At 37.9% G+C, this 14,812-nt stretch carries 10 protein-coding genes and 1 pseudogene; 9 read left to right on the forward strand and 2 right to left on the reverse strand.

Translation table 11 applies throughout. From position 1 onward, the window contains the following. The first annotated feature begins 23 nt into the window (after window positions 1-23). A complete protein-coding gene (locus tag M3Z76_RS06100) occupies window positions 24-1,820 on the forward strand; it encodes an assimilatory sulfite reductase (NADPH) flavoprotein subunit (RefSeq protein WP_293921809.1) in 1,797 nt (598 codons plus the stop codon). 26 nt (window positions 1,821-1,846) lie between these two features. Beyond that, window positions 1,847-3,568, forward strand: a complete 1,722-nt coding sequence (cysI, locus tag M3Z76_RS06105; protein WP_293921807.1) for an assimilatory sulfite reductase (NADPH) hemoprotein subunit — start codon at window positions 1,847-1,849, stop codon at window positions 3,566-3,568. A gap of 117 nt (window positions 3,569-3,685) precedes the next feature. Here cysI and M3Z76_RS06110 read toward each other — a convergent pair whose 3' ends face one another. Continuing rightward, entirely contained in the window at window positions 3,686-4,306 is a 621-nt protein-coding gene (locus tag M3Z76_RS06110; RefSeq protein WP_293921805.1) for a YIP1 family protein, read from the reverse strand. A gap of 175 nt (window positions 4,307-4,481) precedes the next feature. On the opposite strand from M3Z76_RS06110, the gene M3Z76_RS06115 reads away from it, so the two are divergent. The 5 genes and pseudogenes from M3Z76_RS06115 to M3Z76_RS06135 form a co-directional block, all read left to right on the forward strand. After that, window positions 4,482-5,300: a purine-nucleoside phosphorylase gene (locus M3Z76_RS06115; protein ID WP_293921802.1), complete on the forward strand. Its 819-nt coding sequence runs from the start codon at window positions 4,482-4,484 to the stop codon at window positions 5,298-5,300. Between the two features lie 227 nt (window positions 5,301-5,527). Beyond that, window positions 5,528-7,477 (forward strand): HAMP domain-containing methyl-accepting chemotaxis protein, encoded by a 1,950-nt coding sequence (locus tag M3Z76_RS06120; RefSeq protein ID WP_293921799.1) that lies wholly within the window; start codon window positions 5,528-5,530, stop codon window positions 7,475-7,477. A gap of 112 nt (window positions 7,478-7,589) precedes the next feature. Further along, window positions 7,590-8,066 carry an RtcB family protein gene (locus M3Z76_RS06125; RefSeq protein WP_293921797.1) on the forward strand — a complete coding sequence of 159 codons (477 nt, stop codon included), beginning with the start codon at window positions 7,590-7,592 and terminating at the stop codon, window positions 8,064-8,066. A gap of 560 nt (window positions 8,067-8,626) precedes the next feature. Then, window positions 8,627-10,441 (forward strand): group II intron reverse transcriptase/maturase, encoded by a 1,815-nt coding sequence (gene ltrA / locus M3Z76_RS06130; protein ID WP_293921795.1) that lies wholly within the window; start codon window positions 8,627-8,629, stop codon window positions 10,439-10,441. Between the two features lie 137 nt (window positions 10,442-10,578). Then, window positions 10,579-11,328, forward strand: a pseudogene (locus M3Z76_RS06135) (RtcB family protein); the annotation flags it as partial. Between the two features lie 96 nt (window positions 11,329-11,424). Here the strand turns inward: M3Z76_RS06135 and M3Z76_RS06140 are convergent. Beyond that, complete coding sequence (locus tag M3Z76_RS06140) at window positions 11,425-11,793, reverse strand: hypothetical protein (RefSeq protein WP_293921793.1); 369 nt, start codon at window positions 11,791-11,793, stop codon at window positions 11,425-11,427. A gap of 328 nt (window positions 11,794-12,121) precedes the next feature. Between M3Z76_RS06140 and M3Z76_RS06145 the strand changes: the two genes are divergently transcribed. Then, window positions 12,122-14,137: a sensor histidine kinase gene (locus M3Z76_RS06145; protein WP_293921791.1), complete on the forward strand. Its 2,016-nt coding sequence runs from the start codon at window positions 12,122-12,124 to the stop codon at window positions 14,135-14,137. After that, window positions 14,138-14,728, forward strand: coding sequence for a response regulator (locus M3Z76_RS06150; protein ID WP_293921789.1), 591 nt, complete (start codon window positions 14,138-14,140; stop codon window positions 14,726-14,728). It abuts the gene before it with no gap. The last annotated feature ends 84 nt before the right edge of the window (window positions 14,729-14,812 follow it).

Here is a 14,812-nt window from a genome sequence, read left to right on the forward strand (position 1 = left end):
TAATGATTCGAGAGGTGGAAAACTTGACTTTACAAGTATTGAACAGCCCTTTTAGTGAGGAGCAAGTAAAACAATTAAACACGCTATTACCTACATTAAATGACTATCAAAAAATTTGGTTAACAGGTTATTTAAGCGTTGTACCAGCGACAGCAGTAGTGCCGGTTATTGACACAGCAGAAGAGGTAAAGGTGATTGCTACAGAGCCGCAATCAGCAACGATTTTATATGGCTCGCAAACAGGTAATGCTCAAAGCTTAGCGGAAAAGCTTGGGAAAGAACTGAAGGACGCTGGTGTAGAGGCAACCGTCTTAGCAATGTCAGCATTTAAAACAAATCAGCTAAAGAAGTTAACAAATTTATTTATTATTACGAGTACACATGGCGAGGGGACACCGCCAGATAATGCGATTCAATTCCATGAATTTTTATATAGCAAACGGGCGCCGAAGCTAGAGAGTATACAGTATTCTGTGTTAGCGCTTGGCGATAGCTCTTACGAGTTTTTCTGCAAAACAGGTGCTGACTTTGATGAGCAATTAGCAAAGCTTGGTGCACAGCGCATCGTGCCACGTGTTGACTGTGATTTAGATTATGATGACTTAGCAGCAGGTTGGTTTGAAAACGTGAAAAATGCATTAGTCACAGTGGCTCCAGCTACTGTCTCGCAAACAAGTGTGGTAACGAAAGATCCTAGTAGTACACAATATTCGAAAAAGAATCCATTTTATGCAGAGGTGCTTGAAAAAATTAATTTAAATGGACGCGGCTCTAATAAAGCGACATACCATGTTGAACTTTCATTAGAGGAATCAGGATTAACATACGCGCCAGGTGATAGCATTGGCATTTTACCTGAAAACGATGAACAGCTAGTTCGCTTATTAATTGAAGCATTAGGCTTCCAGCAAGAGGAAATCGTTCAAGTGGATGAGCAAGCTGTACCATTAGGTGAAGTGCTACAAAGAAAGCTTGAAATTACGGTATTATCAAAGCCGTTGCTACAAAAAATTCAAAACTTTACAGTCAATTCGGATTTAGCGGAGCTTTTACAAGATGATCAGAAGTGGAAGGACTATGTATACGGTCGAGATTTATTAGATGTGGTACGAAGCTTTGGTCCATTTTCGTGGAATGCGCAGCAATTTGTTGAGCTATTGCGCAAAATTCCAGCACGCTTATACTCGATTGCCTCAAGTCAGGAAGCAAACGAGGAAGAGGCGCATTTAACAATCGGCAAAGTGAGCTACGAGACAGATGGGCGCGATCGGCTTGGTGTTTGCTCAGGTCAAATTGCAGAGCGCATTGAGATTGGGCAAAAGCTGCCTATTTATATTCATGCGAATCCGAATTTTAAATTACCACAGGATGACAATATACCAATTATTATGATTGGTGCTGGTACAGGGATTGCACCATTCCGCTCATTCGTGGAGGAGCGTGCAGCACGCGGAGCGGAAGGCAAGTCATGGCTATTTTTTGGTGACCAGCATTTCGTGACTGACTTCCTCTATCAAACAGATTGGCAGGGCTGGGTAAAGGATGGCTCATTAACAAATTTGACAACAGCATTTTCACGTGATGGTGAGGAGAAAGTATACGTCCAGCATCGCTTACAGGAGCATGCAAAGGAGCTATATGAGTGGATTGAGCAAGGTGCTGTCATTTATGTATGTGGCGATGAGAAGACAATGGCGGCTGATGTTGATAAAACGCTTCATGCCATTATTGCAGAGCAAGGGGCAAAAGCAGCTGAGCAGGCAGCAGAATATATCAACAATTTAAAGCAGCAGCAACGTTATCAAAGAGATGTTTATTAGATGGAAAATGAAATGAGGCGAATAGAATGACGGAGAAAGTTGTATTACCACCACAGCCTGGTAAGCCAAGTGATGTGGAACGAATAAAAAGTGAAAGCAATTACTTGCGTGGTACGCTTGAAGAAACGATGAACAACCCATTAAGCTCAGGCATTCCTGATGATGATAATCGCTTAATGAAGTTTCATGGCAGCTATTTGCAGGATGATCGTGATTTGCGCAATGAACGCCAAAAGCAAAAGCTTGAACCAGCTTATCAATTTATGGCACGTGTGCGTACACCAGGTGGGGCAGCGACACCAGCACAATGGCTTGTAATGGATGAGATGGGTAGAAAGTATGGCAATGGCTCGCTTAAGCTAACGACACGTCAAGCATTCCAAGTACATGGAATTTTAAAATGGAATATGAAAAAGTATATGCAGGAAATTCATGAGGCACTGTTAGACTGTATCGCAGCGTGTGGAGATGTCAATCGTAACGTTATGTGTAATGTCAATCCGAATCAGTCGAAGCTGCATGAAGAAGTGTATACATGGTCTGCAAAGCTGAGCGAGCATTTACTGCCAAAAACGCAGGCTTATCATGAGCTATGGTTGGATGGAGAAAAGGTTTACGATGGGCAGGAAAAAGAGGTTGAGCCAATGTATGGTGCCTTGTATTTGCCACGTAAATTTAAAATCGGCATCGCTATTCCACCAAGTAACGATATTGATGTTTTTTCACAGGATATCGGTTTGATTGCAATTGAAGAGAACAATCAGCTTATTGGCTTTAACGTTGCTGTTGGTGGCGGTATGGGGATGACACATGGCGATACGGCTACTTATCCGCAGCTTGGTCGTTTAGTCGGCTATATTCCAAAGGAACGTTTACTTGAGACGGCAGAGAAAATTTTAACGATTCAGCGTGATTATGGCAACCGTTCTGTACGTAAAAATGCGCGTTTTAAATATACGATTGATGCACGTGGTCTTGATTGGTTTAAAGAGGAGCTTCACCAACGTTTAGGCTGGCAGCTTGAAGAGGCTCGTCCATATTCCTTTAAACGTACAGGTGATGAGTTTGGCTGGATTAAAGGTGAAGATGGCAAATGGCATTTCACGCTCTTTATTCAAAATGGTCGTGTGCGTGATTTTGAGGACTATCAGCTAATGACGGGACTTCGTGAAATTGCAAAGGTGCATACAGGCTTATTCCGTCTAACGCCAAACCAAAACTTGCTAATTGCAGATGTGACACCACAGAAAAAGCGTACAATTGATGCGCTGTTGAAAAAATATAAAATTACAGATGGTGCACATTATTCTGCATTACGTCGCAATTCAATTGCTTGCGTATCACTGCCAACATGCGGCTTAGCAATGGCTGAAGCAGAGCGTTATTTGCCATCATTAATTACGAAAATTGATAGCATACTTGAGGAGTTTGGGCTACTCGAAACGGAAATCGGCATAAGAATGTCAGGCTGTCCAAATGGCTGTTCAAGAGCAGCGATGGGGGAGATTGGCTTTATTGGCAAAGGGCCAGGTAAATACAATCTATACTTAGGTGGAGACTTTAAAGGACAACGCTTGAATAAAATTTACCGTGAAAATATTGGCGAGGAAGAAATTTTATCAACATTGCGCCCAATACTTGAGCATTACGCAAAAGAGCGTGAGGAGCAGGAGCATTTCGGTGATTTTGTTATCCGTCAAGGCTATGTTGAGGCAGTAACAGACGGGCGTCAATTCCATTTATCATAATAAATCGCATAAAGGTTGTATGGAAAGTAGGTGCTTGCCTCCTTCCATACAACCTTTTTTAGCCAATATATCGAATTGTAGGGGAACATCAAGAATATTATTTGTTTCTTCAATTTTTTACATATTACTGAAGAACAAGAAGGCAATTAAAGCTCCAAGTGACAGTATAAAAATTAAAATAATAACAGCTGGAATAATTAGCGTGAAAAATGCTTTCCAATTAGAGAATTGGTGCGCTTCTGCTACAACAGCAACAGACACAACAAATGACCAAATACCGAGTGCAAATGAGAGTAGCATAACAACTAAAAAAATAGCAATACCTGTTCCTGAGAAGGCTAACTCTGTATTTAAAAGAGTGTCAGGTGATACGACGAACCAAATTAAATAAATTGGTCCCATCGCTGCAGCTGGAATTGATGCTAAGCTCATCACTTTATACATATCTGTATACGTAGATGTACCTTTAAAAAGTTTTCCGATTGCCCATGGAAAGAATGCTGTAATAAACAACCCTAATATTGCTAAAAAGGGAGATAAAAGAACTACTCCAATAAGGAATGGCCAAGTCAAGATTTCTCCAGTGTCTAAAAAGTTCACAGGTAAACTGATAATCGTACAAATTGTAATAATCATCATAGCGAAACCAAGTGTTTTGTGGTCAATCAAATAGCGAGCTGCTTGCTTTGGGTGTAGCCACACAGCAAGAAAAGGATTTAACGTTTTGTTATCCATCATATACCTCCAAAATAAAATATGTATTTCATTACCTATTATACCGAAAAAACAGATGAAAAGTTTCAAAAATTTACTATAATACTAAAATTGAGGTTTGGTGTCTATCCTTAGTGACAACCGTATTTTACAATCTGACAGTAACGCATTAAACTAAAATGAAAGAGGAGGGATTCTTTTGCATAAAACAGAAGATATTTTAGCAGCTAAACAATTTATTATGGAGCGAATTACAGAGCAGCCAACAATCGGTATGATTTTAGGTTCTGGTTTAGGTCCGCTTGCAGATGAAATTGAAAATGCAGTAACGATTCCATATAATGAAATTCCACATTTCGCTAAATCGAGTGCGATTGGGCATGCTAATGAGCTAGTCATTGGACAACTAAAAGGGAAAACAGTCGTTGCCATGAAGGGACGCTTCCACTATTATGAAGGCTTCACATTAGATGAGGTGACATTCCCTGTACGTGTAATGAAAGCATTAGGGGTCGAAAGCTTATTAATTACGAATGCTTGTGGTGCTGTAAATACAAGCTTCAAGCCTGGTGATTTAATGTTAATTACAGACCATATTAATTTAGTTGGCACAAATCCATTAATTGGACCAAATAACGATGAGCTAGGGACGCGCTTCCCAGATGTATCGCAAGTGTACAACCGTGAGTTACGCAGTATTGCACAGGAAGTAGCGGCAGCGCAAGGCTTAACATTACAGCAAGGCGTTTATGCTTGGTGGAGCGGTCCTGCTTATGAAACACCAGCAGAAATTCGCATGATTCGTACATTAGGTGCTGATGCTGTCGGCATGTCTACAGTGCCTGAGGCGATAGTTGCAGTACATGGTAATATGAAAGTATTAGGTATTTCATGCTTAACAAATATGGCTTGTGGTATTTTAGATCAGCCTCTAGGGCATGATGAAGTAATCGAAGTAGCAGCCCAAGTGAAAGAGAAGTTCATCCAATTAGTAAAAGAAACAGTAGGGAAAATATAAGATTTTAGCTGTGTAGAAAGTAACATACGCTTTCTTCACAGCTTTTTTATACAATAAAATTTAGAAAATTCCAAAACTTTATATTGCTAATAAATTTTTGTGAAACTATAATAGGGTATATTCAAGTACTATTTTCGGGTCCTTTTTCATGGTTTTAGGACTTAAGTAGTTATACATATTGCAAAAGAATCAGAATAGCATATAAAAATAAATAGGGGGACTATGCTATGAAGCGGGTTAGTCTTAGAAAAAAACTTATTTTTTCATTTTTATTAATTCTTTTAATTCCATCAATTGTGATTGGTTATGTATCTTATCAAAGTGCCAAGCAGCAAATTTTGAATGAGCAGCAAGCGAGTGCAATGGAAAGTGTTCGTGAGCTAAATACAAATATTACGAGTATGATTGCACCTAAAATACATGATATTGAATATTTCGCGAACAAGTTGAATGCAGCTTCCTTACAGTTAGAGCAGCGTGATGAGCTGAAGGAATCATTTAAAGAGTATGTTAGTTTGCACCCTGAAGTTGAGTTGCTTTATATTGGTGTAGCTGATGGACAAATGATTGATGAGCCTGTGAGTGACTATGCGAGTGATTATGACCCTCGTAAACGTCCATGGTATCAACAAGCGATGGAGAATAAAGGGGTAGTATCTATTTCCTCACCATATGTGTCGATGTCAACAAATAATATTGTGGTCTCTGTTATGAAGCCTTTAGCTGATAATTCTGGGGTAGTCGCACTGGATGTAAACATATCTGTTTTAAGTGAAATCACTGATAATATTAAAATTGGACAAACTGGCTATATGGCATTATTGGATAATCAAGGACTATACATTGCACAGCAGGATAAAGAAAGCGGTTCAGAAGCGACAGAGAATTATATTGAAGAGGTTTATGCGAAAGATAAGGATACTATTATCAATAACAATCGCCATGTTTTATTTGATACAAATGAACTGACGGGTTGGAAAATCCTTGGTACGATGTTTACGGCAGAGGCAACGAAAGCTGCATCGAAAACATTAACAGCGATTATCGTCATTGTGGCGATTGCTGTTATTGTGGGTGGCGGTTTTGTACTGTTGATGATTCGTTCTATTGTTTCACCAATTAAAGAGCTACAAGAAAATGCCTTGAAAATTAGCGAGGGTGATTTAACAACACATATTGATATTCATACAAAGGATGAAATTGGGCAACTGGCAGAAGCCTTCGTGTCGATGAAGCTTAGCTTAAAGGAATTGTTGCAGCAGCTAGAGCAAAGTGTCCAACAAGTACAAAGCTCTGCACAAAACTTAGCTACTAATACAGCGGAAAATATAGCAGCTTCTGAGCAAGTAACAGATGCGATGCAGGAAGTAGCAAGCAGTACCGAAAGACAAACGACAGGTATTGAGCAAAATGCCATTTCAATTGAGGAAGTAGCAAAGGGAATTGTAGAAGTAACAGATAGTACAATGCAAGTGTCTGATTTATCAGGACATGCGATGCAATTGGCAGATGAAGGTGGTCAATCTGTACAACAAACAGTACAGCAAATGAAGTCTATTCATACATCTGTCGTGCAATCAGATGAAACGATTAATTCGCTTTATGCACGTACAAAGGAAATTGGCTCAATTTTAGAAATCATTACAGCTATTTCAGATCAAACGAATTTACTTGCATTAAATGCAGCTATTGAAGCAGCAAGAGCAGGTGAGCACGGCAAAGGCTTTGCAGTTGTTGCGGATGAAGTGCGTAAGCTAGCTGAGCAATCATTGCAATCAACAAATCAAATTTCTGAGCTAATTGCTGCTATTCAGCAAGATACAGCACAATCTGTACAATCAATGAGTAGGGCAACGTCAGATGTGGAGCATGGTTTACAGTTAACCGCACAGGCGAGTGACAAGTTTGCAAGCATTGTAGAAAGTTTGCAAGAGATTGCTCCTAAAATCGAAGGCATTTCGGCTGCTTCTGAGGAAATTTCAGCAGTAGTAGAGGAAGTATCAGCTACTGCATTAGAGCTATCAGACCATGCAAAATCCAATGCTGCAGCATCAGAGGAGGTAGCTGCATCGACAGAGCAAACATTGGCATCGATGCATGAAATGGCAGCAGCTGCTAATAAACTGCAAGAGATGGCGGATGAACTGCGCAGTTATATGGAGAAATTTAAATATTGATGCAGTAATAGGCTGTTGGAGAGGTTAATACTTATCCAACAGCCTTGTTTTTTCGCAAAATTTCTAAAATAATTGTAATATAGAACAAAATATACCATAGGGAGTGAGAACGGTGATTGAAGTAAATGGTCGCTTTACAAAGGCAAAAATCTATACGAATACAGCGCAGCCTGCTGCTATTGAGCAAATTCGTGAGCTAACAGACCAAGCTTTTATGGAAGGGACAAAAATTCGTATTATGCCAGATTATCATGCTGGTAAAGGCTGTGTGATTGGCACAACGATTCAGCTGAGGGAGCGTGTCGTACCGAATCTTGTCGGTGTTGATGTAGGCTGTGGTGTTTTCGTAGCGGAGGTGGATGCCGCTGTTATTGATTATGCTAAGCTAGATGCAACGATTCGGGCGTATGTACCAAGCGGACAGGATTTGCATACAGAGCTATCTCCTACACGTCAGTTTGAGGAATTTGCATGTCAAAACTTTATTGCCGCAGGGATGAGAGATGATTATACGAATTTATCGCTTGGCACATTAGGTGGTGGCAATCATTTTATCTTGCGACCAAGATGGTCAATAAGTATTGCGTAATTGGGTAACGCTGCCCTTAGAAAACAGGGGTAATGTCAGCAACCTTATCTGGAATCGAAAGTGAACAGGGAGTGTAGCATGGTTGAAAAGGCGTAAGTCAATTAGTTGGCGAAATTGCGACTCGTAACGCCGAGACATAAAGGATTGTATGAGGATAAAGGCTGGATTTGCTTGAATTTCGAGTGTGAGTGGTGCTATGGTTCACTTCTAGGAAAGCCAACTGTAACCTAGAACAAATCTTACTTTAAGAAAATCTACAAATTTCTTAAAGGTGTCAAAATTAAATCGGTGAATTGATTTTGATGGTTTTCAATATAAGATTTGCACAGTTACGGATGTAATGAAAACACGAAAGAGATATCCGACAACAATCCACCTATACTTATTGTACTAACTGGTGATTACCTAAACAGGAACGCCAAATGGCTATGAGCATAGGCTCTGAAAATCCTGCATGGTAACGGAGTTCTCGTAGTAGTCTGAGATAGGGAAAGCCTATTACATGGCGAAGGGGAACAGTTTACAAGGATTAATACTATATGGAAAGGAGCGAAAGGCTCTTGCGAAATTCTGAAATAGTTTTAATCAATCTATCAAAACAGGCGAAAAAAGGAAATTTCTATTTCGATAGGTTATATAGAATCCTATATAACCCACAAATGTATATCAAGGCTTACTCTAACATTTACAAAAATAATGGAAGTTCTACGAGTGGGATAGATGGTGAAACTGCTGATGGATTCAATGAATTACAAATCAATAAGATTATTGATTCTCTAAAAGACGAGAGTTATCAACCGAAACCTGCAAAAAGGGTATACATTCCTAAGAAAAACGATAAGAAACGACCTTTAGGAATACCATCGTTTATGGATAGGATTGTCCAAGAAATTTGCAGAATGATTTTAGAGGCAATATACGAACCAAATTTTTCTGAACACTCTCATGGGTTTCGACCTAATAAAAGTTGCCATACTGCTCTTATGGAGATTTCGAGGCTTTATACAGGGGTAAATTGGTTTATTGAGGGAGATATTAAAGGGTTCTTTGATAATATCGACCACAATATACTGATTAACCTTTTACGTAAAACTATTAAAGATGAAAAATTCATCAGATTAATGTGGAAATTTCTTCGAGCAGGTTACGTTGAAGATTTCAAATTTAACAAGACTTATAATGGAACACCTCAAGGCGGCATTATAAGTCCAATTCTAGCAAATATTTATCTAAATGAACTTGATAAGTATGTTGTGGAAGAATTAAAGAAGGACTTTGATAAAGGTGACAGAAAGAAAGACCAGAAACGAAATCCGGTCTATAGAAATCTTGAATTTAAAGCAGGAGAATTAAAAAAGAAAATTAATCTCTGCGATATTGAAGCTGACAAACAAAAACTACTTCAAGAATATAAGTTGATTAAACAACAAATGTCTAATACTAGATATATTATTGATTCAACTGAATTCAAACGTATTAAATACGTTAGATATGCTGATGACTTTATCATTGGCATTAATGGAAGTAAGGAAGATTGTCAGAAGATTAAGCAGACAATTAAAGATTTTCTTGATACCCATCTAAAGTTAGAACTTTCCGATGAAAAAACGCTAATTACTCACAGTAGCAAAAATGCTAAATTTCTAAGTTACAACATTTGCATAGGTAATAATGATAAAACCTATAAGAACTCTAAAGGTGTAGCAATAAGAAATGCAAGAAGAAACATTCGTCTGATGATGCCAAAGGAGACACTAAGAAATTTCATATCTGAAAATAATCTGGTCGAGGATATTAACGCAAAAGTCTGGAAACCGATTCATAGAAATCAGTATCTAAGACTTAGCGACCTTGAAATCGTTAATATTTACAATGCTGAAATTCGAGGTATGTATAATTACTATCGACTAGCTGAAAATGTCACTCATAAAATGTGGCAGTTAAGATATGTGATGGAATATAGTTGTTTAAAAACCTTGGCTGGAAAACACCAATCGAGTGTTCGCAAAATGATTAATAAACTAAGAAAGGGAAAACATTGGGGGATTAAATACAAAACTAAAAAAGGTGAATCTTTTTGTTATTTTTATAACAAAGGTTTCGTCAGAGATAAGACAATTAGGAAAGATGACCCTAATGTTATTCCAAATACGCATATGTTTAGTTTATCCACTACTGAGTTAGAGAGAAGAATTAGCGCTAGAAAATGTGAATGGTGTGGGAAAGAGGATGTACCATTTGAGATTCATCATGTTCATAGATTAAAAGACCTAAAAGGAAAAGAACTATGGGAAAAAATGATGATTGCTCGAAATAGAAAGACCTTAGTGCTGTGCCACGATTGTCATAACAACATTGCACACCCTCATGGATAGATATTTGTAAATGGAAAGCCGTATACGCAGAGATGTGTACGTACGGTTTGGGAGGAGGCTATTGAAAACCTACTATGGTAACATAGCAAGGCGTCGGTAGCCCACCTCACGAGCTTGCCAAAGATGAGGAAGGGAAATATTATTTATTAATTCATACAGGCTCTCGTTATGTCGGTGCAAAGGTAGCAAATTGGCATCAAAAAAGAGCTTTTGAGATGTTACGTCATCAAGATGTAACAGCGATTATTGAAAGGTTAAAAGTGGATGGGCGTGAACAGGAGATTCAAAGTACAATTGAAGCGTACAAGGCACAAAACCCTGTTATTCCAAAGGACTTAGCTTATTTAGAAGGGCAGTATTTTGATGATTATATTCATGACATGAAAATTGCGCAGCGCTATGCGGTTATTAATCGTTGGACGATTGCTGAAACGATTGCACAGCATATGGAATGGACATATACAGATACCTTCGATACAATTCATAACTATATTGATACAGATACGATGACATTACGCAAAGGGGCTGTACGTGCGAATGAAGGAGAGAAGCTTGTCATTCCGATGAATATGCGTGATGGCTCCTTAATTTGTATTGGGAAAGGCAATGCAGAATGGAATTATTCAGCACCGCATGGAGCAGGTCGAGTTTATTCACGCCGCATGGCAAAAAAAGAGCTGACGATGGATGCCTTCAAAGAAACGATGCAAGGTATTTGGACGACATCCGTTACAGAGGATACGCTTGATGAAGCACCAATGGCTTATAAGCCGATGAAGGAAATTACATCGGTAATTGGTGAGACGGTCGATATTATAAAAGCGATTAAGCCTGTTTATAATTTTAAAGCGAGTGAGGAGCATAAGCCTTATATGAGAAAGAAATAGCAATGTACTTTTTTAAAAAGACATTCAGTATAAAAAAATCCAAGCTGTCTAAGTAGTATCTACTTTTGGCAGCTTGAAGTTTATTTGAAGAAATAGTTAATGAATATTTTGAGGAAGCTGTTTAGGAAATTCCACCACTTTAATGGGATAGCGGGCTTCCTCCTCTTGTAGAACTTCTCCCGTAAGCATTACGCGCATGCTATCTATTTCATTTATTTCCGTTAAATCTAACGGTAAAATAATTTGAGCATTTGCAGGAATAAATATATTTTCAATGTTTTTCGTTTTATGGTTAGTCAATAGCTTTATATGAGTTTTTAATTGATAGGCACTTGTGTTATGCACAGATAAAACATATTTTTTCTTTTCAACATACAAAATTTCATTTATTTGGAATGCTGCCTGGCTTTGATTGATCATATACTGTTCTTCGAATTGAATCTCTACCATTCTCGTTTCATACATAGCAAAAGCTCCTTTCTTAGTCTTATTAAATACATTTATGGTAAAATTTTATACTCCGTAAAACGAGGACAGGTGCCGAGAAAAGCGGGTATTAGCCAGCTTTTCCGACACCTATCTAGAGGTTGGTTTCCATACTTCAATATCATATATTTACAGCATAGCAAAGCAATTTATGAAAATATATAGGTATATCACGCATATTAATTTGAATTCAAGAGATGTCAAAATGTCAGCCGAAGCGCCATGGATTGTGTAATATACCTATTGACAATTATTCATTTAATCTATATTTTACTAACTAATACAGATGTTAGATTAGAGGTTATTCATGTTATATCAACGTATTATTTTATTAGCAATGATATTTAGCTTATGGCTCTTTGCTTTAGTGAAAGGTGTCGCATTTAATGAATGGGCTATACAATTTCACAGCTTACCAATTATTAATAACGTAGCTTTATTCTTATATAATCATGCGACAGATATTGTAGGATTTTTGTTTTTAATTACAGGTTTTTATGCCTATATGAAAAAGCCTCAGGCGGTAGTGATTCAACGATTTTTCTACTTAATGTGCGTAGCGGGGTTAGCAGTTAGCTGTGCCAAGCCATCTGGCTATGGGGTATTCATACTGACAAAAGTCGAAGCTGTTACTTTAGGGCTTGTACCATATTTTTTAGTTCGATTAATCGAATATTTTCCAGTACCTAATTCAACGAAGTTTTTGCGAGGACATCAATATATCGCGTTATTTGTGGCGGCATTTATTATAGTAGTAGACACATTTCCAGAGGAGCTTTCTTGGAATTTATACGTTGTGCGCTTTGGGTTAATTATTAATGTGTTAATGGCTGTCATTATATGTGGTTATTACATTGGAAAACAATGGTTTTCGCAATTAAAGTGGCTTCAAAATCAGTTGCTCGTTTTATTCGTTAGCCTACTGCTATCTTTTGGACCTATTTTATTTAATTTAGTTCAATCAGCTATGCTTAGTGAGCCTGCGATGCCCTTTGCCTTTTTTGTTATACCGATGGCGATTTTCCCACTTGCTTTAGCCTATTTACTTACGAAACAGGAAGTAGTCGATTTTAAGCTCGTATTAAAGCAAGCAATACCTATGTTAACAGCATTTGTATTAACTTTATTTATTATTATGAAGGCTTTTTCGCTTCCTTCTGTTTATATTGTAGGGTTTTTAATTGGTGGCGGCGTATTTATTTTACTCTATCAGGCAATGAAATATATAGAAAGACGCTATATCGAAAGAAAGCTACGTGTCATTCAACAAGAAAAGCAGTATATTTTAAAGCAGTTAGATACAGGTGCTTTTTTAACGATTTATGCAGAGCGTATTGTACAGCTTATTCATAAAATGTTTGAAATAGAAGGAGCTGCTGTTATTTGGTCACAGCCTTCTTTAACAGTTCTTCATGATTCAGGTTTATTTCAGCATTCACAGGTAGTACAGCAAAATATTCGTGATTTATTAAAGCAGCAGCAAAGTAGACATGATATGTTAAAGCAAGCGCCTTATTACACATTACCTTTAACTGATGGTGTAAATATTGTAGGTATGATTGTCGTTGGGCAAAAGCTGAATTTCACAAAATGGGAGCAGGAGGAGCTCATTTTATTAAATAAAATACATATGGAGGCAAAGGAATTATTTTTACATGCACAAATGATACGAAAAATTGATAAAGCTACATATGATGTACAACAAACAGGCTACCAGTATCAGCTATTGCAGGCTTTAGAAGATGAGCGTAGACATCTATCGATTTTTCTGCACGATGAGGTTTTACAAGACTTATTATTTTCCCTACGTAATGTAAGAGCAGAGCGCTATGATTACACGGAAAAAACATTGCAGCAAATGATTAGTGTTGTACGTGCGATGTGTAATGACTTGTATCCGATTATGGTAGAAGAAATCGGTCTTGCATTAAGCTTGCAGTCTTTACAAGCGAAAACGGAAGGGCAGCACGATATTAATGTTCATATTGATTATCAAATCAAGGACGAGCAAATCTCTTTATTGCTGGCAATGCAAGTGTTTCGCATATTGAAGGAGCTATTAACAAATAGTATTAAGCATGCAAAGGCTGAAGATGTAATGATAACTATTTGTGAGCAGAATGGCAAATTGCACATAGCAGTTGAGGATAATGGCTGTGGCTTTGAAGTACCGAAAAATATGATGCTTTATGTGGAGCAACATTTTGGATTAGTGACCATTCAAAAGAAAGTCGAACAGTTACAAGGAACTTTTATGATTACTTCACAGCTTGGAGAAGGTACAAAAATTATCATTGAATTACCATTAAAGGAAGTGAGCTAGATGAAGGTATTATTAGTGGATGACCATGTGCTTTTATTAGAAAGCTTGAAAACGGTTGTAGAAACAGATCCAAATATTCAAGTTGTCGCAGCGATTGCGGACCCTTCTTCACTTTTAGAGGACGTACAACGTTTAAAGCCTGACATTATTTTAATGGATATTCGTTTAAAATCACATAACGGGCTTTCATTAACAAAGGAAATTTTGCAGCAGCTACCCGATATGAAAATTATTATATTATCAGGCTATGATGACGATGCATACATTCATGCAGCACAAAATGCTGGAGCGCGGGGATTTGTGAAAAAGGAGCAGTCGAATGAGGAGCTAATCGCTATTGTAAAAACAGTTTATGAAGGCTCAACACATTTTCCATATTTTGAAGAAAGCTTGTTAACACTTAAGGAACGAGAGGTGCTACAGCTTGTTGCGTGGGATCAAACAAATGAGATGATTAGCAGAGAGCTTGCAATGAGTAAACGAACAGTGGAGAATCACATTTCCTCCATTTTGCGCAAGCTTGGTGTAGATACACGTTTAGGTGCGGCAGTTACGGGCATTGAGCAAGGATTAGTGAGTGCGAAGCGATGAATAAATGAGGAGCATCTTGTCATGACAAGATGCTCCTTAAAGTTATTCTATAAAAGTAATAAAAAGTAAATTTAGGAGTGTTCT

It is taken from the genome of Metasolibacillus sp., assembly GCF_025291715.1.
GTDB classification, from domain to species: Bacteria; Bacillota; Bacilli; order Bacillales_A; family Planococcaceae; genus Metasolibacillus; species Metasolibacillus louembei.